The sequence below is a fragment of the Streptomyces sp. NPDC091279 genome (genome assembly GCF_044757465.1).
Lineage (GTDB): Bacteria > Actinomycetota > Actinomycetes > Streptomycetales > Streptomycetaceae > Streptomyces.
In genome coordinates, this window is sequence record NZ_JBIVVA010000011.1 from 310,753 (window position 1) to 332,470 (window position 21,718).

At 72.7% G+C, this 21,718-nt stretch carries 21 protein-coding genes and 1 riboswitch; of the genes, 12 read left to right on the forward strand and 9 right to left on the reverse strand.

Features of this window, described 5'->3' with window-relative positions; genetic code table 11:
- Positions 1-88: 88 nt before the first annotated feature.
- The 4 genes from ACIQOU_RS27780 to ACIQOU_RS27795 form a co-directional block, all read right to left on the reverse strand.
- Positions 89-1,642: an SLC13 family permease gene (locus ACIQOU_RS27780; RefSeq protein WP_401540399.1), complete on the reverse strand. Its 1,554-nt coding sequence runs from the start codon at positions 1,640-1,642 to the stop codon at positions 89-91.
- The gene (locus ACIQOU_RS27785; RefSeq protein ID WP_401540402.1) at positions 1,639-2,538 is read right to left on the reverse strand and encodes an NAD(P)-dependent oxidoreductase; all 900 of its coding nucleotides are present in this window, start codon (positions 2,536-2,538) and stop codon (positions 1,639-1,641) included. The genes ACIQOU_RS27780 and ACIQOU_RS27785 overlap by 4 nt, the downstream gene beginning before the upstream one ends.
- Positions 2,539-2,668: 130 nt before the next feature.
- Positions 2,669-4,111: a four-carbon acid sugar kinase family protein gene (locus ACIQOU_RS27790; protein ID WP_401540404.1), complete on the reverse strand. Its 1,443-nt coding sequence runs from the start codon at positions 4,109-4,111 to the stop codon at positions 2,669-2,671.
- A 298-nt stretch (positions 4,112-4,409) separates the two neighbouring features.
- Complete coding sequence (locus tag ACIQOU_RS27795) at positions 4,410-5,105, reverse strand: FadR/GntR family transcriptional regulator (RefSeq protein WP_401540407.1); 696 nt, start codon at positions 5,103-5,105, stop codon at positions 4,410-4,412.
- A 199-nt stretch (positions 5,106-5,304) separates the two neighbouring features.
- On the opposite strand from ACIQOU_RS27795, the gene ACIQOU_RS27800 reads away from it, so the two are divergent.
- Positions 5,305-6,351 carry a hypothetical protein gene (locus ACIQOU_RS27800; RefSeq protein ID WP_401540409.1) on the forward strand — a complete coding sequence of 349 codons (1,047 nt, stop codon included), beginning with the start codon at positions 5,305-5,307 and terminating at the stop codon, positions 6,349-6,351.
- Between the two features lie 9 nt (positions 6,352-6,360).
- Here the strand turns inward: ACIQOU_RS27800 and ACIQOU_RS27805 are convergent, their stop codons facing one another.
- The 3 genes from ACIQOU_RS27805 to ACIQOU_RS27815 are packed head-to-tail and all read right to left on the reverse strand — an operon-like array spanning position 6,361 to position 9,108.
- The gene (locus ACIQOU_RS27805; RefSeq protein WP_401540551.1) at positions 6,361-7,377 is read right to left on the reverse strand and encodes a zinc-binding dehydrogenase; all 1,017 of its coding nucleotides are present in this window, start codon (positions 7,375-7,377) and stop codon (positions 6,361-6,363) included.
- A gap of 11 nt (positions 7,378-7,388) precedes the next feature.
- A complete protein-coding gene (locus ACIQOU_RS27810; protein WP_401540412.1) occupies positions 7,389-8,249 on the reverse strand; it encodes a fumarylacetoacetate hydrolase family protein in 861 nt (286 codons plus the stop codon).
- Positions 8,250-8,283: 34 nt separating this feature from the next.
- The gene (locus ACIQOU_RS27815; RefSeq protein WP_401540415.1) at positions 8,284-9,108 is read right to left on the reverse strand and encodes an IclR family transcriptional regulator; all 825 of its coding nucleotides are present in this window, start codon (positions 9,106-9,108) and stop codon (positions 8,284-8,286) included.
- A gap of 50 nt (positions 9,109-9,158) precedes the next feature.
- On the opposite strand from ACIQOU_RS27815, the gene ACIQOU_RS27820 reads away from it, so the two are divergent.
- Positions 9,159-10,871 (forward strand): dihydroxy-acid dehydratase, encoded by a 1,713-nt coding sequence (locus ACIQOU_RS27820; RefSeq protein ID WP_401540418.1) that lies wholly within the window; start codon positions 9,159-9,161, stop codon positions 10,869-10,871.
- 24 nt (positions 10,872-10,895) lie between these two features.
- Here the strand turns inward: ACIQOU_RS27820 and ACIQOU_RS27825 are convergent, their stop codons facing one another.
- Positions 10,896-11,885, reverse strand: coding sequence for a glycoside hydrolase family 43 protein (locus tag ACIQOU_RS27825; RefSeq protein ID WP_401540553.1), 990 nt, complete (start codon positions 11,883-11,885; stop codon positions 10,896-10,898).
- A gap of 219 nt (positions 11,886-12,104) precedes the next feature.
- Between ACIQOU_RS27825 and ACIQOU_RS27830 the strand changes: the two genes are divergently transcribed.
- The 10 genes from ACIQOU_RS27830 to ACIQOU_RS27875 all read left to right on the forward strand — a co-directional run bounded on the left by ACIQOU_RS27830 (position 12,105) and on the right by ACIQOU_RS27875 (position 20,374).
- Positions 12,105-12,197, forward strand: coding sequence for a putative leader peptide (locus ACIQOU_RS27830; RefSeq protein WP_401540420.1), 93 nt, complete (start codon positions 12,105-12,107; stop codon positions 12,195-12,197).
- 111 nt (positions 12,198-12,308) lie between these two features.
- Positions 12,309-13,172 carry a glutathione S-transferase C-terminal domain-containing protein gene (locus ACIQOU_RS27835; protein ID WP_401540423.1) on the forward strand — a complete coding sequence of 288 codons (864 nt, stop codon included), beginning with the start codon at positions 12,309-12,311 and terminating at the stop codon, positions 13,170-13,172.
- An 82-nt stretch (positions 13,173-13,254) separates the two neighbouring features.
- Positions 13,255-13,363: riboswitch (SAM riboswitch) on the forward strand.
- A gap of 40 nt (positions 13,364-13,403) precedes the next feature.
- Entirely contained in the window at positions 13,404-13,553 is a 150-nt protein-coding gene (locus tag ACIQOU_RS27840) for a hypothetical protein (RefSeq protein WP_401540426.1), read from the forward strand.
- A 136-nt stretch (positions 13,554-13,689) separates the two neighbouring features.
- Complete coding sequence (locus ACIQOU_RS27845) at positions 13,690-14,670, forward strand: amino acid ABC transporter permease (protein WP_401540429.1); 981 nt, start codon at positions 13,690-13,692, stop codon at positions 14,668-14,670.
- The gene (locus ACIQOU_RS27850) at positions 14,667-15,452 is read left to right on the forward strand and encodes an amino acid ABC transporter ATP-binding protein (RefSeq protein ID WP_401540431.1); all 786 of its coding nucleotides are present in this window, start codon (positions 14,667-14,669) and stop codon (positions 15,450-15,452) included. Before ACIQOU_RS27845 ends, ACIQOU_RS27850 begins: the two co-directional genes overlap by 4 nt.
- A gap of 50 nt (positions 15,453-15,502) precedes the next feature.
- Complete coding sequence (locus ACIQOU_RS27855) at positions 15,503-16,528, forward strand: transporter substrate-binding domain-containing protein (RefSeq protein ID WP_401540434.1); 1,026 nt, start codon at positions 15,503-15,505, stop codon at positions 16,526-16,528.
- Between the two features lie 236 nt (positions 16,529-16,764).
- A complete protein-coding gene (locus ACIQOU_RS27860; protein WP_401540437.1) occupies positions 16,765-17,544 on the forward strand; it encodes a GNAT family N-acetyltransferase in 780 nt (259 codons plus the stop codon).
- Positions 17,545-17,549: 5 nt separating this feature from the next.
- The gene (locus ACIQOU_RS27865) at positions 17,550-17,702 is read left to right on the forward strand and encodes a putative leader peptide (RefSeq protein WP_401540439.1); all 153 of its coding nucleotides are present in this window, start codon (positions 17,550-17,552) and stop codon (positions 17,700-17,702) included.
- A gap of 84 nt (positions 17,703-17,786) precedes the next feature.
- Positions 17,787-18,977 (forward strand): LLM class flavin-dependent oxidoreductase, encoded by a 1,191-nt coding sequence (locus ACIQOU_RS27870; protein ID WP_401540442.1) that lies wholly within the window; start codon positions 17,787-17,789, stop codon positions 18,975-18,977.
- Positions 18,978-18,997: 20 nt separating this feature from the next.
- Complete coding sequence (locus ACIQOU_RS27875) at positions 18,998-20,374, forward strand: NtaA/DmoA family FMN-dependent monooxygenase (protein ID WP_401540445.1); 1,377 nt, start codon at positions 18,998-19,000, stop codon at positions 20,372-20,374.
- Between the two features lie 165 nt (positions 20,375-20,539).
- Here ACIQOU_RS27875 and ACIQOU_RS27880 read toward each other — a convergent pair whose 3' ends face one another.
- A complete protein-coding gene (locus ACIQOU_RS27880) occupies positions 20,540-21,625 on the reverse strand; it encodes a M12 family metallopeptidase (RefSeq protein WP_401540447.1) in 1,086 nt (361 codons plus the stop codon).
- Positions 21,626-21,718 lie beyond the last annotated feature (93 nt).

Below are 21,718 nucleotides of genomic sequence, written 5' to 3' on the forward strand. Positions count from 1 at the left end.
GTGCCGGAGGCGGGCGGGCGGGGGCGAGCAGGTGAGGCCGGTCAGGGAGACGGCCGATCCGAGGGCGCGGTCGGCGGGGCGGGGTGGCTCACACCCACGGCCACAGTGCCACCGTCAGCGCGAAACCGGACACGCCCATCACCGTCGTCAGCACCGTCCAGGTGCGCAGCCCCGACGCCACGTCGAGACCGGCGAGCCGGGTGAACATCCAGAACCCGGCGTCGTTCACATGCGACAGGGCACTCGCCCCCGCGCCCATCGCCAGTGCGACCAGGGAGAGTTGGGCCGTGGACAGGTCGGCCCGGTGGAGCAGCGGGGTGAGCAGGCCGGCCGTGGTGATCAGGGCGACGGTCGCGGAACCCTGGGCCGCGCGCAGGGCCAGCGAGGTCAGGAAGGCGAGGAACAGCACGGGCAGCCCGGTCCGTTCCAGCAGGTCCGCGACCGCGTCCCCGATGCCGCTCGCCACCAGCACCTTCCCGAACACCCCGCCCGCCCCGGCGACCAGGATCACCATCGCCACCGGCGGCAGCGCCGACCCCATCACCTCCGCGATCCGCGCCCGGTCCCACCCCCGCCGCGCCCCCAACAGCCCACCGCACAGGGCGACATCGATCAGCAGCGCGACCATCGGCGCCCCGACCACGGTGAGCACCGCACGGAGCGTGGACCCGTCGGGCAGGGTGTGCTCCGCGACGGTCCCGAGAAGGATGAGCAGGACGGGGGTGACGATGAGCGTCAGGACCAGCGCGAACGACGGTGGCGGCTGGGGGAGTTGAGAGGGCTGAGGGGTGGTTCGGGTGACGGTGGAGGCGTGGGTCGGTGCGGAGGCGGCGCCCTGTTCGGCCCCGGGCGGCTGTCCCGTCGTTCCACCGGATGCGGATGCCTCCGCTGCTGCGCCGAACGTGGCTGCCATCTCCCGTTCGCCGACGGCTACTTGCACTGTCCCGTCGGCCGGGTCGGCGCCGTTCCCCGTGCCGTACGCCTCCGTTCGTACCGTCGGGTCCGTCGGGTCCGTCGGGTCCGTCGGGTACGCGTGGCGGGTGAGCCGGCGGGACACCAGGTGGCCGAGGACGACCACGGTCGCGGTCACCGGGATGCCGAGGAGCAGCACCAGGCCCTGGCTCGCGCCGATCGCCTCGGTGGCGGCGACCGCTCCCGGGTGCGGGGGCAGGAAGGCGTGCACGGTGAGCATCGCCGCCCCCATCGGCAGGGCGTAGACCAGCAGAGGCCTGCGGGCGGCGCGGGCCACGCCGTGGGCGATCGGCATCAGGATGATCAGGCCGACCTCGAAGAAGACCGGGATGCCCAGCACGAACCCGGCGACGGTCAGCGCGAACGGGGTGCGCTGTGAGCCGAAGCGGGCGATCAGGGAGTGCGCGAACTCATGGGCGCCGCCGGAGAGTTCGATGATCCGGCCGATCATCGCGCCCAGGGCGATGATGGTCGCGATATGGCCGAGGGTGGCGCCCATGCCGTCCTCGACCGTCGTCACCAGGTCCCCGGCCGGCACCCCGGCCGCCAGCGCCACCGCGATGCTGACGACGACCAGCGCGACGAACGGCTGCACCTTCCCCGCGATGATGAGCAGCAGCAGAACCGCCACCCCGGCCGCGGCGACGAGCAGCAGCCCGGTGGGGCTCACCGCCCGCCGTCCCCGGGCGCGTCCTCCTTCGGGGACAGCACCATCACCACCGAGGAGTCGTCCCGGTCGCCCAACCCGGCCCGCTCGCCCAGCAGATACAGCTGCTCGGCCGCCGCCGCGAGCGGCACCGGCACATGCGCGTCCCGGGCGATCCCGGTGACGATGCCCATGTCCTTGACGAAGATGTCCAGCCGCGACCTGACCTCCGGCGCCGTCTCCTCCGCGTACGTCCGCACCATGCGCGGACCCCGGTCCGCGAGCACGAACGACCCGGCCGCGCCGCGCCCCAGGACGTCCACGACCGTGGCCGGGTCGAGGCCGAGACCCCGGGCCAGCGCGACCGCCTCGGCCGCCGCCGCGATGTGGACACCGGCGAGCAACTGGTTGATGGCCTTGAGGGATTGACCGTCACCGGGGCGCTCTCCGACGACGGTGAGGGTGGAGGCGAGCAGGTCGAGGACGGGCCGCGCGGCCGCCAACGCGCCCTCCTCGGCGCCCACCACGATCAGCAGATCCCCCTCACCCGCCCGCACCGGGCCCCCGCTGACCGGCGCGTCCACCGTCAACACCCCGTGCCGCGCGAGCCGTTCGGCGGTGGCACGCGCCGCGTCGGGTCCGACGGTGCTGGTGAGCACCACGACCGCCCCGGGCCGCAGGGTCTCGACGGCACCGGCGGGGCCGAACAGGGCGCCCTCCACCTGGACCTGGTCCCGGACGGCGACCAGGACCACGTCGGCGTCCACGGCCGCCTCGGCGGGGGAGACGGCGGTGTCGGCGCCCTCGACCTGACGGCCGGGGGCGATGTCGTAGACGGTGACGGGGAGATGGGAGGCCAGTCGGCGGGCCATGGGCAGGCCCATCGCGCCGAGACCGAGAACCGCGGTACGGGCAGACATCTTTGTCCTCCGGGGAGTTGGGGGAGTTGGGGGAGTTCTGGGGCGCGGCGAGGGGATCTCCGGCCGCCGACAGGGGAGTTGGCCCCGTCGGGGGAGGGAGACCGTGGACTGGCGTACCGGGTGCGGGAGTTCAGGACGCCCGCAGCAGGGCGGTCACGTCCGTGAGCGCGTCGTCGTCGCCGACGTTGCCCGCGAAGACGACGTACGGGATGCCCGCGGCGGGGCCGTCGACCGGTTCCCACAGGGAGACGATGCCGGGCAGCAGGGTGCCACGGGCCCAGGCGCGGCCGATGCCCAGGCCGTGGGTGGCGGTGTCGCTGGACGTGATGCCGCCCTTCGCGACGACGAACGCGGGCCGTCGCGCACCGGTGATCCGGCGCACCGCCTCCGCCAGCGCCGCCGACACCCGCCGGGAGATCGCCAGGCTGTCCTGCGCGTCCTCCCCGGTGACCAGGACCCGGGACGTTCGCAGCACCACGTCCGCCGAGTCCAACGCCCGCACGGCCGCGTCGATCACGTCGGTGAGGTGGGCGCCGCTGAGGTCGGGGTCGAGGAGGAGCGGCACGGACAGTTCGAACTCGGAGATGCCGCCGGCCTCCCGCAGCCGGTCGAGCTGCCGGGTGGTGACGGAGACATGCGAGCCGACGACGATCAGACCGTGCGGCGCGACACCCCCAGCCGACTCGGCCAACTCGGCCCGGGACGAGCGCAGTTCGCCCGATGTCAGCGGAGGCCTGCTCTGCTGCCCGGCCCGCGCCCGCACGAACGACGGGCCCACCCGGTACAGCAGCCGCGTCCCCGCCCGTTCGGCCCGCGCGGCGGCCAGCGCCAGCACCCGCAGATCGTCGTCGCATTCCGCGTCGGCCACCGCGACCCGGCCGTCACGCAGCGAGGCCAGCAGCGCCGTCACCCGGGTGGGACCGCCGCCGCGCAGGTCGTCCAGGGTGATCCGGAGCACCTCGGCGGCGGGCACCCGGCCGCCGGTCTTCTCCTCGACCCACTCCGGCAGGGACGAACTGCGGTAGCCGAACGTCGTGTCCCGGGCGAACTCGCTCTCGCCGACCGGCAGCAGCCCCTCCGGGGTCCGTATCCAGTGCCGGGAGTCGATGGTCACCCGGCCCGCCTCGATGTACGCCGGCACCAGCAGCACCCCGTCCGGAGCGCCGGTCCCCAGCGCCGCCAACTCCTGTGCCAGCACGTCGGTTTCGAGCGGGAAGTGCCCACGTAACGTCGAGTCGCTCCGGCTGGCCGGCACGAACGCCACGCCCTCGGCCCCGGCCGCCTCGTGCAGCGCCCGGATCACCTCCCGGTCCCGGTCGGCGGCGGCCTCGGGGGAGAGGCTGCGGGTGTTGGTCAGCACGAAGAACGCCGGCGTCGGCTGCCGCAACGCCCACCGCAGGTCCGCCACGGACCAGGAGGTGAGCACGGGCAGGTCGGCGACGGTCTGGGTGCCGGTGGGGTCGTCGTCGAGCACGACCAGCCGGGGAGCCGTCGCCAACTCGGCCGCGACGGCGTAGGAGGGCACCACCCACGCGGGTGGAAGGGACACGGGTACGGACAAGGGCGTGGACATGGGGATGCGAACTCCATGAGTGGGGAAGGGAGTTGGGGGAGGGGGCGGGGGAGTGCGGAAGGACGGTGTCCGTGGTGGACGGGATCAGCGGGACGGTCGTAGGAGTGCGCGGGGTCAGCGGGGCGTCGCCGGTGTGGACTGCCGGAGGGGGACAGGTTCGGCAGGCTGCCGAACCGGAACCCGCCGCCTCTGCAACCCGTCCCCCCTCGATCTGTCACCCCCTCGCCCTGTGCCCCCGCGACCCGCCCCTCCACGACCCGTCCCCCTCGACTCGCGGCCCCCGCAGCCCGTCGCCCTCTCATCCCGCCGGTTTGATCACATGCGTGTGCAGGTCGTCGGCGGTCTGGTTCATGTGGGCGTCCATCGCCGCCCGGGCGTTGGCCGGGCTGCCCGTCTCCAGCGCGGCGAGCACGGCCTCGTGGTGGGCGAGGGCGTTGGTGCGGATCTCCGGGACCGCCGAGGTCTCCCGCCGCGCCTCGACCAGCAGCGCCCCGAACGGCTCGAAGAGCAGCGGCACGAACAGGTTGCCGCTGGCCCGCATCACCACGTCGTGGAAGTCGATGTCGGCCTGTACGAACTGCTCGGTGTCCCCGACCCGCGCCGCCTCCCGCATCAGCCCCAACTGCCGCCGCAGCTCGGCGAGATCGTCATCGGTGCGCCGGGTCGCCGCGAGTTCGGCGGCACCGTTCTCGATCAACCGCCGTGCCTCCACGAGCCGACTGGCCAGCGCCCCGCCCGCGCCCCGGGAGGCGGCCCGCACGACCGGCTCCAACGCGGTCCAGCGGTCCGGCGGGTTGACGTACGTCCCGCGACCCCGCACGACGCGCACGACGTTCTGCGCGCGCAGCCGCTTCACCGCCTCCCGTACGGTCAGCCGGCTCACCCCGGCCCGCTCGGACAGCTCGCCCTCGGCGGGCAGCGCGGAGTCCGGGGGATGGCGGCCGTCGATGATCTCGGTGAGCAGCTGCTCCGCGAGGTCGTCGGAGAGAGACATGGCACAAGCCCCCGTCGCAGGAGAGGAACAGCGGATCGAACCCGTCAGAGACCGCATGCCGGAGACCGGGACCACCGGAAGCAGATCCGGCGGTCGGACATCAGACGTCTGATGGGTGAGTGCCGAAACGATCGCATCGGGGAAGGAAACCGTCAATATCTTTGACAGAACATTCTGTTGACCCCGACGGAGCCGCCCTATGCGCCCCCTGAACGCGCCCCCGCCCCATCCCGTCGCCCGCCGCGCCCTCCTGCTCGGCGCCACCGCAGCCCTGACCGCCACGGCAGGCTGCTCCGACACGACGACAGGCACGACGACAGGCACCACGACAGGGGCCACCACCGGCACCACCCCAGCCGACCCGGCGAAGAGCACCCCTGCCGCCACCCCCACCCCCTCCGCCACCGCCGCCCTTCCCCGCACCACCCCCTGGCGCCCCACCTCCGCCGAGAACGAACCGAAGGCGAAGCTCCGCGCCGTCCAGCTCGTCGAGGCCCTCGGCGCCTGGCGGTCCGGCGGGTCAGGCAAGGCGGCGGCCCGCACCCGCGTCACCGCGCTGCACCTCCCGGCCGCGCTCGCCGACCAGGCCGGGGCGCTGCTGCCGGCCGCCGACGAGGCCGTTGTCCAGGTGGTGGACGCCCAGTACGGCGGCCTCCTCACCGACACCGCGAGCGTCCTGGTGGTCTGCCGGCAGTGGACCCGGCGCGGCTCGACGGTGACGGCCGGCGGCACCACCGTCGACGTGCGGCTGCGGCGGACGTCGGGTTCCGTGTGGACGGTCACCGCGCTGCACCCGGCGGACCCGGGCCCGGCACGGAAACCGGAGGCCAAGGACGTGCGGGAGGTGCTGGCCGCCTCCCGGCTCACCCTGCCCCCGGCCGCCGAGGCGGACGTGCGCAGCGGCCGGGTCCACGCCACGGTCCTGGACACCATGCTGGGCCTGGCCCGCACCTACCGCGTCGACATCAGCGTGATCCGCTCCGGGCATCCCCTGGACGTCTTCGGCACCACCCGCCCGAGCGACCACCCCCAGGGCCGCGCCTTCGACGTCTGGCGCATCGACGGGCACCCGGTGGTGGACCCGGACACCCCACGCACCCTGATCGAGGGCTTCATGCGCGCCGCCGCGGCCGCCGGGTCCTACAACGTCGGCGGCCCGATCCACCTGTCCGGCGGCACCACCCCGAACCAGTTCTTCAGCGACGCCACCCACCACGACCACGTCCACGTCGGCTTCCGGACCTGAACCGTTCCCTCAGCCCAGTCGTGGATCGACGTGGATCTTCGGGCCCGGGCCCGCACCCGCCGGGCGCTGTCCGGCGAGGACCGCTCCCGTCTCCTGGAGGCCGACGGTCGCGGCGACCAGAGGTCGGGGGTCGACAAAGCCATCGGCGTACGCGCGGATCGTGTCGGCGAGGCCGGGGGAGGCGGACAGGACACCCACCGCCGTCACGTCCTTCAGCGCGAGCGCCCGGGTGTCGATGCGACTGGGCTCACCGGCCAGCCCCACGTACACGACCCGCCCGCCCGGCTCCACCAACTCCAGGGCCAGCGCGGGGAGATGAACGGCGTTGGAGGCGTCGACGACCGCGTCGAACGGCAACGCCCCTACCGTCTCCCGCGTCCACACCCGGGTGAAGCCCAACTCCCGTGCGAACGCGGGGGAGTGGTCGGCGCGGTCCAGGAGATGCACCTCCGCGCCGGCCGCCCGCAGGAACATCGCGACCAGCAGCCCGATGGTCCCCGGACCGAGCACCAGCACCCGGTCACCCGGCCCTGCCTCGGCCGCCCGCGCCGCCCGCAGGGCGTTGCCGCCCGGCTCCACCAGCGCCCCCAGCATCCAGTCCACCGAGTCCGGCAGGACGTGCAACGACGAGACAGGCACGGCGAGTTGCTCGGCCAGCGCACCCGCACGGCCGCCCCGTACCCCGACCTCCTGGCGCCGTTCGCACACATGCCCGCGCCCCCGGCCGCACCGTCGGCACGCGCCGCACCCGAGCATGGTGTCGCCCATCACCCGCAGCCCCACCCACGCCGGATCGACCCCGGCGCCGACCTCGGCCACCCGACCGGCCCACTCGTGCCCGAGCCGCATCGGGTAACCGGAGTGCCCCTGATGCAGATACGCCATCGCCCCGGTGAAGAACTCCACGTCGGTGCCGCACACGCCGACCCGCTCCACGTCGATCACGGCCTCGCCCGGCGCGGCCACCGGCGCCGGAACCTCCCGCACCGCGCACCGCCCGGGAGCCGCCAGGACGAACGCCCGCATCAGGCGGCCGCTCACCGAGGGCCGACGACGCGCTGGCGCTGGACGCCGAGCCTCTCGATGCCGAGTTCCATCACGTCACCGGGGCGCAGCCACACGGGCGGGGTCAGGCCCATGCCGACGCCCGGCGGGGTACCGGTGTTGATCAGGTCGCCGGGCTCCAGGACCAGGAACTGGCTCAGGTAGTGCACGATGAAGTACGGGTCGAAGATCATCGTCCGGGTGTTGCCGGTCTGCCGCCGCACCCCGTTGACATCCAGCCACATGTCCAGGGCGAGCACGTCGTCGATCTCGTCGGTGGTCACCAGCCAGGGGCCCGCCGGGTTGAACGTCTCGGCCGACTTGCCCTTGGCCCACTGTCCGCCGCGCTCCAACTGGAAGGCCCGCTCGCTGACATCGTTGACGACGAGGAACCCGGCGATCGCCTCCCGGGCCTCGGCGGCCGAGTCCAGATAGCTGGTGCGCCGCCCGATCACGATGCCCAGCTCCACCTCCCAGTCCGGCTTGGTGGAACCGCGCGGAATGCGGACGTCGTCGTTCGGGCCGACGAGGGTGTTGGGCGACTTGGTGAACAGGATCGGCTCGTCGGGCACCGGCATCCCGCTCTCCGCCGCGTGGTCACGGTAGTTGAGGCCGACGCACAGGATCTGGTGCGGGCGCGCGAGGGGAGCGCCGATCCGCTCCCCGGCGAAGCGGGACACCTCGCTCGCGCGCACCCGGTCGGCCACGACGGGGCGCACCCGGTCGACGCCGCCGGTGCCGAAGAACTCCTCGTCGAAGTCCGTGACGATGTCGGAGAGGTCGACGTACGTCTCGTCGTCGATGCGGGCGACGGGCTTCTCGGCGCCGGGGGCACCGATGCGCATGAGGAACACGAGGTCAAACTCCCTTGGTGGGGACGGTGGGTCGTCAGCGGTGTGGCTCGCCCAGCGGGCCGAGCAGGGTACGGATCTCGTCGAGTGCGTCGGTGAGGGCGGACAGGGACGTCCGGCAGGCCAGCGCGCTGACGCTCACGGCCCCCGAGGGGACCGTCGGCGAGGTCGCGTACACCGGCAGGGCAAGGCAGTTGACGCCGGTCTCGTTCTCCTGGTCGTCGAACGCGTACCCCCGGGCGCGGGCGGCGCGCAGGTCGGCGTAGAGGGCGGCGGCGTCGCACCGGGTGCGCGCGGTGCGCCGTTCCAGCTCGGTGGCGCCGATCCACTCCCGGACCTCCTCGACCGACCCCAACGCGTAGGCCAGCAGCAGTTTTCCGACGCCGGTGGCGTGGGCGGGGTTGCGGCCGCCGACCGTCGAGGACAGCCGGAAAGCGCCGGTCGGCGGGTCGACCTTGGCGCGGTAGACGATCTCGCGGCCGTCCAGGACCGCGTAGTGCGCGGTCTCGCCGAACCGCACCGCCAGCGTCTCCAGGATCGGATGGAGCCGGACGTGCTCGGGACGCGCCTCGTGATGGGCGAACGCCATCCGCAGGAACTCGTCGCCGAGCACATACCGGCCGTGCTCGTCCCGGTCGGCGAGCCTGGCCCGGCGCAGCGCGCCCAGCGCCCGGTGCACCGTCGGCTTCGGACTGCCGATCACCCGGGTCAGCTCCTCAAGGCCCGCCCCGTCGGGATAGCGGGCCAGCTCCTTGAGCACGGCGAGCACCCGGTCGGAGCCCACAAGTCGGCCGCTGTCGGCCCCTGTTCGGCTCTTCCCGCCGAGGTCTGTCGATCCGTCGGGCGGCTGCGTATGCTCCATGGCGTTCCAAAAATTAGACCATCGTGTCGATTATTGGAAGGCGCTCGACGATGAGACTCCGCAGTGCGCAGTGGTACGACGGGCAGGACCGCAACGCCTACATCCACCGGGCCTGGATGCGGCGCGGGGTGCCGGGCAGCGCCTTCACCGGCCGCCCGCAGATCGCCATCGCCAACACCGCCTCCGACCTGACCCCGTGCAACGCGCACCTGAACGAGGTGGCCGCGTCGGTCCGCGACGGCGTGTACGAGGCGGGCGGGGTGCCGCTGGACCTGCCGGTGGTGTCGCTGGGGGAGACCCAGGTGCGGCCCACGGCGATGCTGTGGCGGAACATGGCGGCGATGGCCACCGAGGAGATGCTGCGGGCCAACCCCCTCGACGGCGTCGTCCTGTTGGGCGGCTGCGACAAGACGATCCCGGCGCTGCTGATGGCCGCCGCCTCGGTGGATCTGCCCGCGGTCGTGGTGCCGGGCGGCCCGATGCTGACCGGCACCTTCCGGGGCCGCCCGCTGGGCTGCGGGACCGATGTGTGGCGCCTGTCGGAGGAGGTGCGGGCCGGGACGCTCACGGCGGCGGAGTTCACCCGCTCGGAGTCGTCGATGATCCGCAGCCGGGGCCACTGCAACACCATGGGCACCGCCTCCACGATGGCTCTGGTGGCCGAGGCCCTGGGCACGGTGGTGCCCGGTGTCGCCGGTACCCCGGCCCCGGACAGCCGCCTCCTTGAGGCCGCGCACGGCACGGGGCGGCTCGCGGTGGAGATGGTGGCCGCCGACCGGCGTCCGGGCACCTTTCTGACGAGGGGTTCCTTCCACAACGCGATCGTGGCGCTGGCCGCCGTCGGCGGATCGACCAACGTGGTCGTGCACCTCCTCGCGATCGCCGGGCGCCTCGGCGTCGACCTCACGCTCGACGACTTCGACCGGATCGGCTCCCGGGTGCCGGTCCTGGTGGACCTCCAGCCGGCCGGCCGTTTCCTCATGGACGACCTGCACCGGGCCGGAGGCCTGCGCGCCGTGTTGCGCGAGGTGCGCGACCTGCTCGACCCCGACGCGCTGACCGTCACCGGCGCCCCGCTCGTCGACTCCCTTGAGGACGCCGCCGTGTGGGATTCCGAGGTGATCCGTCCGCGCGGCGAGCCGCTCGTCGCCGAGGGCGGTATCGCGGTGCTGCGGGGCAACCTGGCTCCCGCCGGGGCGCTCATCAAACCGGCGGCGGCCTCCGCGCGTCTGCTGCGGCACCGGGGGCGGGCGCTGGTCTTCGACAGCGTCGAGGACTTCCACGCCCGCGTCGACGACCCGGACCTCGACGTCGACGCCGACTCCGTGCTCGTCCTGCGCGGCTGCGGCCCCAAGGGGTACCCGGGGATGCCGGAGGTGGCGAACATGCCGTTGCCGAAGAAGCTCCTGGCGCGGGGCGTGCGGGACATGGTCCGGGTCTGCGACGGCCGGATGAGCGGCACGGCCTACGGCACCGTCGTTCTGCACGTGGCACCGGAGGCGGCGGCGGGCGGCCCGCTCGCGCGGGTGCGGACCGGGGACGTCATCGACCTGGACGTCCCGGCCCGCCGCCTCGACGTCGACGTTCCGTCCGAGGAACTCGCCCGCAGGGAGCCTGACGTGGCGACCGTCGCGGGTTTCGCGCGTCCCCGGCGCGGCTGGGAACGCCTCTACGTCGACCATGTCACGCAGGCCGACACCGGCGCCGATCTGGACTTCCTCATCGGCTCCAGCGGCTCGCAGGTGAGCCGCGAATCCCACTGAGCGGGGCCGTCGCGGGCGCCCCCGTCACCCGCCCCCGTCGAGGTCCTCCCGCCGTGCCACCAGGCGCAGTTCGTCGCCCGCGAACTCCACCGCGTACAGCTTCCCGCGGGCGTTCTCGAAGGGGCGGTGGACGATGAGCATCAACTCGCCCTCGAAGGTGGAAAACAGCATGCCGTGGCCGCTGTCCTCCCGCAGCAACGGGCGCCGCTGGCTCCACGGGCCGTGCAGCGCACCGGAGTCGGAGACCGCGTAGGTCTGGACATAGCCGCCGCCGAGGGAACCGTCGGGGCCCGCGGTGTCCTTCTCGTAGGTCGACCAGAGCAGGACGAGATGGCCGTCGGGGGAGCGGTACAGCTGGGGTCCGTCGGTGATGTACGGCGGGAGCTGGTGGGGGACACCGGCCGGGATCTGCTCGCCGAGCCAGGTCGCGTCCGAGCCCTTGAAGAGGTACACGGGATCGCCGACCGCGCGCGACAGGTCGTCCGGGTCGAGACGCACCGCCTCCATCGTGCCGTCGATGGTCTGGAGCCACTCGTGCGCGTACACCATCCAGGGCAGGCCCGCCGGATCGACGTACAGGGTGCCGTCCAGGGTCATCAACTGCCGGGGCGGGGTGGGACGTTCGGGGGTGACGGCGGTGAAGGGGCCGAGCAGCGAGTCGGAGACCGCGGTGATCGTGCCGCGCGCGTGGTTCGGCACCTGGAACGGGGTGCCCCAGCGGTCCGACGGCGGCACCGGCAGCCGTCGGGCCTCGTCGTGCAGGGTCGTGAACAGGTGGTAGCGGCCCCGCCAGCGGTGCACCTCGGGGGCCCAGCCGCCCTCCGTCGCCCACATCCCGTCCTGCGCCGAGGCCAGGAACACCACCACGGGCGGCGCCCAGTCCCGCAGGTCACGGCTGCGGTAGACCATCGTGCCGACCCCGTCCACGCCGGACACGGACGGCTCGTTGGACGTGTAGAGGTGGTAGGTGCGGGTCTCCTCGTCCGCGACGACGAACGGATCGTGCAACGGCATGTCGGGGAGCCGCAGAGGGTACGCGGTCGTCGGTTCGTTCTCAGCCACGGCCGAAAGCCTACGGCGCGGGCCCGGCAAGGGAGTTCGGGCCCCGGCGCGGGGTGCCGTGGCCGACCCGTGGACGCCCCCTTGACGCCGTTCGCGCCCCGGACCGACACTCGGAGAATCCTAGTGAACAGGTAGGGAATCATGGGGTGCCTTGAGCCGGCCGACGGTGGTGTGATCCGCACACCGCGACCGTCGCCGCTGCTCACCTCGCGCCGCCACATCGATCTGCTGCGCGTGTGCAGCGCGATCGACCCCCTGGTCTGAGCCCCGGCCCACCCCCGCGCCCCCGATGCCGCAGGCGCGACCGGCCCCGGCCTCCGTAGTCCGACGTCGCTTCCGCCGCGCGTACGTCCGCGCCCGCCCCCGGGGAGATCCATGACCGTCACACCGCTGAGCCCGCACGTGTCCGGCACGGCCGCGCCCGCCTTCCGGGGCCGGATCGGCCGGGACGCGCGCAGTGGTCACTACGCCGTGCCCGGCAGGTACCGGCTGCATCTGTCGACCGCCTGTCCCGACGGCCTGCGCATCGCCGTCATGCACAGCCTGCTCGGCCTGGACACCGCCTGTCCGGCCACCTTCCTGCCCGCCGTCCCCGACTGCCTCGAACGCGGCCACTCCGCGCTGCGCCCGCTCTACGAGGCCAGCGCCCACCGCTACCCCGGGCCCGCCCTCGGCCCGGTCCTCAGCGACGGCTGGTCCGGGCGGATCGTCAGCACCCACGTCCCCGACATCATGCGCGACCTCTCCCGGTTCGGCACCGACGGGCCCGCCCCCTACCCGTGCGGCGCGGAGTCGGAGATCGAAGCCCTCGAACGGATGTGCAGGCAGGGCGTGGACGAGGCGGCGCAGCGAGCCGGTGCCACCGGCGTCGAGCAGGCCGACCGGGACGCCGCCCTCGCCACCCTGCTGGACACCCTCGGCGCCCTCGACCGCTGGCTGGACGGCCGCGCGTATCTGATCCGGGACCACCTCACCGCCGCCGACATCGAGGTGTGGACGACCCTGGTCCACCTCGACACCGTGCACCGCCAGCACCTCGACGCCGCCGCCGTCCACCGCATCGCCGACCACCCCGCCCTGTGGTCCTACGCCCGCCGCCTCACCGCCCACCCCGCCTTCGGCACCCACCTCGACCTGGCCGGCGTCGAACGCCGCCACCGGGCCCGCTGCCGGGGCCTGGAGTCCGCCGGAGCCGCCGTCCAGATCCTCGACTGGGCCGCCCATACCGGCCGTTCGTAGCAGCCGCTCCCGGCCGAAGGTCCATCTGCTGGACCACCGTTGACATCCGCTCGGGGCGCTGTCTTTACTTACGCACCAGAACGGTCAAGAGCGTCAGCGACAAGCCCTGGCTTGCTGACCGGCAACCCTCGCACGCGGTGGGGTGCCCCAGGTGACGACCGGACCGGATGACGTTTCGGTAAGCGCGAGGCCCCGTCGGGGCCGGATCACGCACGAGGTGGAGGGGTCGCCATGTACGCAGCTCCCCGGACGGCCGCGGGCCGCTCCCCGGGCTGCGTACGCCCGTCCGCCGCACCCCTCGTCGCCGACCGCGCCGTCGACCTGCTCCGCGTGAACAGCGCCCTGTGTACGCGGCCGGGCCGCGCCCGCTGTCAGGGCTGACCGCAGCCGGACCGCGCACCGCTGACGCACCCCGCCCTCGCGGGGTCCCGTTCTCCTCCCCGCCCCCGGTCCCGCGCACCCGTGCGCCACCGCGCCCTGCCGCGACCCGGGGTATCCGACTCAGCCGGAGCCCGCCATGAGTGAACCCCCAGGCGCCGCCGTGTCCCTCGCCGAGGCACCGCCCGCCGACACCCCGTCACACACCCTCATCGCACAGCGCGTTGTCCCGCTGCGACGGCCCGGGCGCTGGATCGCCACCGCCCTCGTGCTGGTCCTGGTGGCCCAGTTCACGCACGGCCTGGCGACCAACCCGTTCTACCAGTGGGACCGCTTCGGCTACTGGTTCCTGCGGCCCACCCTCCTCGACGGGCTCCTCGTCACCCTCGAAGTCACCGCTCTCAGCGCGGTGTTCGGACTACTCGGCGGCATCCTGCTGGCCCTGGCCCGGCTCTCGAAGAGCCCGGTGCTGCGCGCCGTCAGCTGGACCTACATATGGGCGCTGCGCTCCATCCCGCTCATCGTCGTCCTCATCTTCCTCTACAACTTCAGTGCCCTGTACCGGACGTTGAGCATCGGCGTCCCCTTCGGGCCCGCCTTCTTCTCCTTCGACGAGTCGCGGCTCGCCACCGACATGGCCGTCGCCGTCATCGGCCTCAGCCTCAACGAGGCCGCCTACGCCGCCGAAGTGGTGCGAGGCGGCATCCTCTCCGTCGACCAGGGCCAGCACGAGGCGGCCTCCGCGCTGGGGCTGCCCAAGGGCTACCAGTTCCGGCGGATCGTCCTGCCGCAGGCCCTGCGCTCGATCACCCCGAACTACGTCAACCAGCTGATCGGCCTGGTCAAGGCCACCTCGCTGGTCTTCTACGTGTCGCTGCTCGACCTGTTCGGCGCCGCCCAGACGATGGGCTCCACCTACCCCGGCGACATCGTGCCGCTGCTCCTGGTGGTCACCGTCTGGTACCTGATCCTGACCAGCCTGGTCTCCGTCGCCCAGTTCTACGTCGAGCGCCACTACGCGCGGGGCGCCACCCGCACCCTGCCGCCGACGCCGTTGCAGAAACTCCGTTCCTCCATAAGGGACTTGAGGGAACGTGCCCGCCGGGAGGCCGCCGTATGAGCACCCTGCCCCCGGTCGTGACACCGGCCGCCGTCGAGGTGCACGGCGTGCACAAGTGGTACGGCGCCCAACGGGTGTTGGAGGGCGTCGACCTGACCGTGCGGCCCGGCGAGGTCACCGTCGTCCTCGGCCCGTCCGGGTCCGGCAAGTCCACGCTGCTGCGCGTCATCAACCACCTGGAGAAGCCGGAGATCGGATACGTCAGCGTCAATGGCGAGTTGATCGGCGTCCGACGCCAGGGCGAGCGGCTCAAGGAGCTGAGCGAACGGGCCATCCTCACCCAACGCGCCCGGATCGGCTTCGTGTTCCAGAACTTCAACCTCTTCCCGCACCTGACCGCCCTCGACAACGTCGCCGCCGCCCCGGTCGCCACCGGCAGCCTCCCCAGGGCCCGGGCGCTGGAGCTGGCCCGCGAACTCCTGGGCCGGGTCGGCCTCGCGGACCGCGCCGACGCCTACCCGAGGCAGCTCTCCGGCGGCCAGCAGCAGCGCGTCGCCATCGCCCGCGCCCTCGCCCTGCGCCCCGGCGTCATCCTCTTCGACGAGCCGACCTCCGCCCTCGACCCCGAGCTGGTCGGTGAAGTCCTCGCCGTCATCAGGGACTTGGCGGCCACCGGCACCACCCTCGTCATCGTCACCCACGAGATCGGCTTCGCCCGCGAGGTCGCCGACCAGGTCGTCTTCATCGACGGCGGCCGGATCGTCGAACAGGGCCCGCCCTCCGAGGTCCTCGACCGCCCCCGGCACGAGCGGACCAGGGACTTCCTCAGCAAGGTCCTCTGAACCGCCCACCCCCCAACTCCCTTACCCCGAACCAAGACCCGAGGACAGCCATGCCCAGCCCCAGCCTTCGCAGCAGCCTCGTTCGCCACCTCACCGCGACCACCGTCGCCACCGCCCTCGCCGCCGGACTCGCAGGCTGCGGCGGCGACAGCGAAGCGGCGACCTCCGCCGACCGCGCCGCCTCCGGCACGGTCACCATCGGACAGCTCTCCAACGGCGCCGCCCACCAGACCGCGCTGAAGGTTGCCGAGGTGAAGTCCATCAGCGCCGAACTCCCCACGTCGGTCGCGAAGAAGGGCACGTTGGAGATCGGCGTGGGCGCCCTGCCCGCCGGGACCGCCCCGCTCGCCTATGTGGGCACCGACCAGAAGACCCTCACCGGCGACGAACCCGACCTGGCCCGGCTGGTCGCCGCCGTCCTCGGCCTCAAGCCCGTCATCCAGAGCTCCACCTGGGAGAACCTCTTCGTCGGTATCGACAGCGGCAAGGTCGACGTCGGCTTCTCCAACATCACCGTCACCGAGGACCGCAAGAAGAAGTACGAGTTCGCCTCCTACCGCAAGGACAACCTCGGCTGGGAGGTGACGAAGTCCAGCACCTGGAACTTCGACGGCGACTACCACAACCTCGCCGGTCACACCGTCTCCGTCGGCTCCGGCACCAACCAGGAGAAGCTGCTCCTGGAGTGGAAGAAGAAGCTCGCCGCCCAAGGCAAGAAGCTCACCATCAAGTACTACCCGGACCGCAACTCCACCTACATCGCCCTCGACAGCGGCAAGATCGACGCCTACTTCGGGCCCAACCCCGGCATCGCCTACCACGTCACGCAGACCGCGAACACGCCCCAGGCCACCCGCACCGCGGGCACCTTCTCGGGCGCGGGGGAGACCCTCCAGGGCCTGATCGCGGCCACCGCCAAGAAGGACAGCGGCCTCGCCAAGCCGATCGCCGCCGCCCTCAACTACCTGATCCAGCACGGCCAGTACGCCACGTGGCTCAAGGCCTGGAACCTCTCCAACGAGGGCCTCGCCACGTCCCAGATCAACCCGCCCGGCCTCCCGCTCGACAACTCCTGAGCCGACGCCGGAGAGTTGCCGACGGTCCGCACCCAACGCCGGTTGACCGTCCCGCCGTTCGGCCTCACCCACCGCAGGCGACCTGGCGACAGTCCGGACCCAACTCCGGCTGCCCGCAACGCCGTTCGCCCTCTCCCGACCCGCCATCCGGTCCGGGCCGCCGGGGACCGTGCCGCCACCACTCGGCCGCGCGCGCCCCGGCGGCCCGCCGTGCCCCGCCCCGGAGACCGCACCCGATGACCACCTCCCGCGAAGCCGAAACCTCCCTCACCACCGGGGAAGCCCCCGTCACCCACGTCCTCGACAATCCCGCCTGGGCCGCGCTCACCGGTCCCCACGCCCACCTCGCCGAACGGGTCGGGCGGGCCGTCCGCTACCCCGTCGACGTGGCCGGGTTCCACGCCCTCGCCGACCAGGACGACCCCGGGGCCTGGGCCGACCTGGCCGCCCTCGTCGGCCCCGGCGGCACCGCCGCCCTGCGCGGGGTGAGCAGCGCCCCGCCCGGCTGGGAGATCGTGCGCAGCGGCAACGGCGTCCAGCTCGTCGACACCTCGCTGCGGGCGGCGGCCGACCCGGGCGCCGTGCGGCTCGGCCCCGCCGACGTGCCCGAGATCCTCGACCTCGTCGCCCGCACCGAACCCGGCCCCTACCTGCCCCGCACCGTCGAGATGGGCACCTACCTCGGCATCCGCCACCACGGCCGCCTCGTCGCGCTGGCCGGGGAACGGCTGCACCCGCCCGGCTGGACCGAGATCAGCGCCGTCTGCACCGACCCCGCCCACCGCGGGCAGGGCCTCGCCACCCGCCTGGTCCGCGCCGTCGCCGCCGGTATCCGGGCCCGCGGCGAACAGCCCTTCCTGCACGCGGCGGCCACGAACACCCAGGCGATCCGGCTCTACGAGTCCATCGGCTTCACCCTGCGCACCCGGACCGTCTTCTCCCAGCTCCGGTACGTCGGGGCGGCCACCGGAATCGGGCCCGCGCTCCTGGAAGAAACCGCGGAGCACCGTGGTTGAGCACGGTGAGCACAGGGACGGCGGCCGAGCGGACGGAGGCGGGGACCATGGAGCGTGTCCGGTGCGCCCGGGTCCTGAACCCGCGTCGCCGCGTCCGTCTCACCTCCCGGCCGCACATCGACCTCCAGCGCGTCGCCGCCGCACTCTGTAGCTCCTGAGCCTCCCCCCGCGCTTGCCCCGCCGCCCCGCGTGTCCACCGACCGGGCCGGTGTCCTCGTACGGACCTCACGGAAGGCACCCTCGTGTCCTCGACCCCCTCCGCCCCGCTGCATCTGGCCGTCGCCCTCGACGGCACCGGCTGGCACCCCGCCTCCTGGCGCGACCCGGCGGCCCGGCCCCGGGACCTGTTCACCGCCGGGTACTGGGCCGACCTCGTCGCCGAGGCCGAGCGCGGCCTGCTCGACTTCGTCACCATCGAGGACGGCCTCGGCCTCCAGTCCTCGCAGGACGGCACCCCCGACGACCGCACCGACCAGGTCCGCGGCCGACTCGACGCCGTCCTCGTCGCGTCCCGCGTCGCGCCCCTCACCCGGCACATCGGCCTGGTGCCGACCGTGGTCGCCACCCACACCGAGCCGTTCCACCTCTCCAAGGCGATCGCCACCCTCGACTACGTCAGCGGCGGCCGGGCCGGGCTGCGCGTCCAGATCACCGCCCGCCCGCACGAGGCCGCCCACTTCGGCCGACGCACCCTACCGGCGTCCGAGAACGACGACACGGCGGCCGTGGCCGACCTCTTCGAGGAAGCCGCCGACTACATCGAGGTCGTGCGCCGTCTCTGGGACAGCTGGGAGGACGACGCGGAGATCAGGGACGTCGCCACCGGCCGCTTCATCGACCGGAAGAAACTGCACTACATCGACTTCGAGGGCCGCCACTTCAGCGTCAAGGGCCCCTCCATCACCCCGCGCCCGCCGCAGGGCCAGCCCCTCGTCACCGCCCTCGCCCACCGGAGCGCCCCCTACCGGCTGCTGGGCCGCCAGGCCGACGTCGGCTATGTCACCCCGCACGACACCGACCAGGCCCGCGCGATCGTCGCCGAGGTCCGCGCCGCACAGGAACAGGCCGGACGCGCCGCCGAACCCCTCCACCTCTTCGGCGATTTGGTCGTGTTCCTCGACGACGACCAGGCCGCCGCCGAGGACCGCCGCGCCCGCCTCGACACCCTGGCGGGGGAGCCGTACCGGAGCGACGCCCGCGCCTTCGCCGGAACGGCCGTCCAACTCGCCGACCTGCTCCAGGAGTTCGCGGAGGCAGGGCTGAGCGGCTTCAGGCTGCGGCCCGCCGTCGCCGGGCACGACCTGCCCGCCATCACCCGCACCCTGGTCCCCGAACTCCAGCGCCGGGGCGCCTTCCGGACCGCCTACGAGGCCGACACCCTGCGCGGACTCCTCGGCCTCGCCCGCCCCGCCAACCGCTACGCCGCCGCCTGAGCCGGAAGGACCGCACCGACATGAGCAAGCCGCTGAAGCAGATCCATCTGGCCGCACACTTCCCGGGCGTCAACAACACCACCGTATGGAGCGACCCGAAGGCCGGCAGCCACATCGAGTTCTCGTCGTTCGCGCACTTCGCGCGGACCGCCGAACGCGCCAAGTTCGACTTCCTGTTCCTCGCCGAAGGCCTGCGGCTGCGCGAACAGGGCGGCGAGATCTACGACCTGGACGTGGTCGGACGCCCCGACACCTTCACCGTGCTGGCCGCTCTGGCCGCCGTCACCGAACGCCTCGGCCTCACCGGCACCATCAACTCCACCTTCAACGAGCCCTACGAGGTGGCCCGCCAGTTCGCCAGCCTCGACCACCTCTCCGACGGCCGCTCCGCCTGGAACGTCGTCACCTCCTGGGACGCCTTCACCGGCGAGAACTTCCGGCGCGGCGGCTTCCTCCCGCAGGAACACCGCTACTCCCGCGCCAAGGAGTTCCTCGCGACCACCACCGAACTCCTCGACTCCTGGCACGGCGACGAGATCCTCGCCGACCAGGCCACCGGCGCCTTCCTGCGGGACGCCAAGGCCGGATCGTTCGTCCACAGCGGCCAGCACTTCGACATCCACGGGCAGTTCAACGTCCCGCGCTCACCGCAGGGCCGCCCGGTGATCTTCCAGGCCGGTGACTCCGACGAGGGCCGCGAGTTCGCCGCGTCCGGTGCCGACGCCATCTTCAGCCGGTACGCCGACCTCGACACCGGCCAGGCCTTCTACACGGACGTGAAGCGCCGGCTCGCCGCGTACGGCCGCACACCTGACCAGTTGCTGATCCTGCCGGCCGCCAGCTTCGTGCTCGGTGACACCGACGCCGAGGCCGAGGAACTCGCCCGGGAGGTGCGCAGGCAGCAGGTCAGCGGTGCCACTGCCCTCAAGCATCTGGAGTTCGTCTGGAACCGTGACCTGTCCGGCTACGACCCGGAGGGCCCGCTGCCCGACATCGACCCGGACCTCGGGGAGCACCACATTGCCCGCGGCCGGGCCCAAGTACGCATGTACCGGGACCCGTTGGCGACCGCCCGCGAGTGGCGGGAGCGGGCCGCCGCGAACAACTGGTCGATCCGCGACCTCGTCATCGAGACCGGCAACCGGCAGAACTTCGTCGGCTCCCCGGCCACCGTCGCCCGCACCATCAACGCATATGTCCAGTCCGACGCGAGCGACGGCTTCATCCTCGTCCCGCACATCACCCCGACCGGCCTCGACACCTTCGCCGACACCGTCGTCCCGCTCCTCCAGGAACAGGGCGTGTTCCGCACGGAGTACGAGGGCACCACCCTCCGCGACCACCTCGGCCTCACCCACCCGGACACCCCACAGACGGTCCAACGCGCCGCGTCCTGACGGCACGTGCCGGGCGAAGCCGTACGTGTCAGGCACCGGCCGTACGTGAACGGAAAGTGAGACCGAGAGACATTTCCCTCCCCCGAAGGCAATGTCTCTCGGCCTCTTCCCTTCCCCCGGCGGCGGACTGTTGGTCCAGCCGACCGCGTGGTGCGGTGCGTGCCGTCACCAGCACATGACCGCTGTCTCCCCAGGACCCCACGCGGAGTACAGACGTATACGGACGTAGTAGCGGCGGCCCTTCACGAACCGGGCCCGGATCATGACGTTGTGCTCGGTGCCCCCGTCGTCCTGCCCCACCAGGTAACGGGCTTCCCCGTCCCGCTCCTCGAAGACCACCAGCACCGCGTCGCTCGCCCCGAAGGTGCCCACCGTGTACTCGCGGGTCTCCGGCGGCTCGACCACGAAGTCCGCCTGCTCGCCCGGGCCGAGGCCGAGCGGCACCGACCGGAACGGCACCAGAGCCGGCAGCCGCCCCGCAGCGGCCGACGGATACCAGCGCAGGGCGAACTCCTTGTCGGACGGAGACAGCGCCCCCGGCGGACTGAGCCCCGCCCGCAACTGCTCCGGCTCCAGGATCAGCCCCGCCGGGAACGGATACTCCATGATCGACTGGGAGTCCCAGACAGAGCCGTTGGCCTCGTCCGGGTCCAGCTTGCGCAGGATGTTGTGGAACGTCCGTTGCCGGCCCCAGTAGTTCGGCGGACCCGCCAGTTCGGCGTAGACGGCCTCGTCGTCCCAGTGGATGCCGGCGAACGGACTCTGGTGCTCGTGCAGCATGCCGAGCGCGTGCCCGATCTCGTGCAGGACCGTCCCGCGCTCCCCCGGCGCGGTCAGGTCCCACCCGAGATTCATGGTGCGCTCGTGCACACCCGCCTGGAGGGCGTCCTTGCCGACCGCCGACCAGGACCCGTCACCGTGCTGGAACCCGATGCGCAGTTCGGCCTCCGAGCGGTCCCCCACCTCGACGAAGGTCACGCCGACGCCGAGGTCCCCCCACTCCCGGAAACCGTCCCGCACCGCGTCCCGCTGCTCCTTCGCCCCCACCCACGACACCCGGCGGACCGAGCCGGTTCCCGGTACCGGGATGACCGAACCGTCGCCTTCGCCGTCGAAGAAGTAGTAGTGCAGCACGGTGCCGTTGACCCACATCCGGCTTCCGCCGATGAGCGCACTGTGTCGTTCAGCGGTCAGCCCCGGCGCGAACGCGGGGACCGACTGCTGCGCGAGAGAGCAGTAGCGTCCGGTCATGCGCACAGCCTGCACCGAGCGGAGGCACAGGCGCTTGAGTCGAGGCCTACTCAAGTCACCCTGTATCAGGGGTGAGTACGCGTGCTCATACTC

Excerpts from the sequence above, each read along its gene's own strand:
- ACIQOU_RS27785 (WP_401540402.1), bottom strand. The coding sequence starts at position 2,538 with ATGTCTGCCCGTACCGCGGTTCTCGGTCTCGGCGCGATGGGCCTGCCC.
- ACIQOU_RS27790 (WP_401540404.1), bottom strand. The coding sequence starts at position 4,111 with ATGTCCACGCCCTTGTCCGTACCCGTGTCCCTTCCACCCGCGTGGGTG.
- ACIQOU_RS27795 (WP_401540407.1), bottom strand. The coding sequence starts at position 5,105 with ATGTCTCTCTCCGACGACCTCGCGGAGCAGCTGCTCACCGAGATCATC.
- ACIQOU_RS27800 (WP_401540409.1), top strand. The coding sequence starts at position 5,305 with ATGCGCCCCCTGAACGCGCCCCCGCCCCATCCCGTCGCCCGCCGCGCC.
- ACIQOU_RS27805 (WP_401540551.1), bottom strand. The coding sequence starts at position 7,377 with ATGCGGGCGTTCGTCCTGGCGGCTCCCGGGCGGTGCGCGGTGCGGGAG.
- ACIQOU_RS27815 (WP_401540415.1), bottom strand. The coding sequence starts at position 9,108 with ATGGAGCATACGCAGCCGCCCGACGGATCGACAGACCTCGGCGGGAAG.
- ACIQOU_RS27820 (WP_401540418.1), top strand. The coding sequence starts at position 9,159 with ATGAGACTCCGCAGTGCGCAGTGGTACGACGGGCAGGACCGCAACGCC.
- ACIQOU_RS27825 (WP_401540553.1), bottom strand. The coding sequence starts at position 11,885 with ATGCCGTTGCACGATCCGTTCGTCGTCGCGGACGAGGAGACCCGCACC.
- ACIQOU_RS27835 (WP_401540423.1), top strand. The coding sequence starts at position 12,309 with ATGACCGTCACACCGCTGAGCCCGCACGTGTCCGGCACGGCCGCGCCC.
- ACIQOU_RS27840 (WP_401540426.1), top strand. The coding sequence starts at position 13,404 with ATGTACGCAGCTCCCCGGACGGCCGCGGGCCGCTCCCCGGGCTGCGTA.
- ACIQOU_RS27845 (WP_401540429.1), top strand. The coding sequence starts at position 13,690 with ATGAGTGAACCCCCAGGCGCCGCCGTGTCCCTCGCCGAGGCACCGCCC.
- ACIQOU_RS27850 (WP_401540431.1), top strand. The coding sequence starts at position 14,667 with ATGAGCACCCTGCCCCCGGTCGTGACACCGGCCGCCGTCGAGGTGCAC.
- ACIQOU_RS27855 (WP_401540434.1), top strand. The coding sequence starts at position 15,503 with ATGCCCAGCCCCAGCCTTCGCAGCAGCCTCGTTCGCCACCTCACCGCG.
- ACIQOU_RS27860 (WP_401540437.1), top strand. The coding sequence starts at position 16,765 with ATGACCACCTCCCGCGAAGCCGAAACCTCCCTCACCACCGGGGAAGCC.
- ACIQOU_RS27875 (WP_401540445.1), top strand. The coding sequence starts at position 18,998 with ATGAGCAAGCCGCTGAAGCAGATCCATCTGGCCGCACACTTCCCGGGC.
- ACIQOU_RS27880 (WP_401540447.1), bottom strand. The coding sequence starts at position 21,625 with ATGACCGGACGCTACTGCTCTCTCGCGCAGCAGTCGGTCCCCGCGTTC.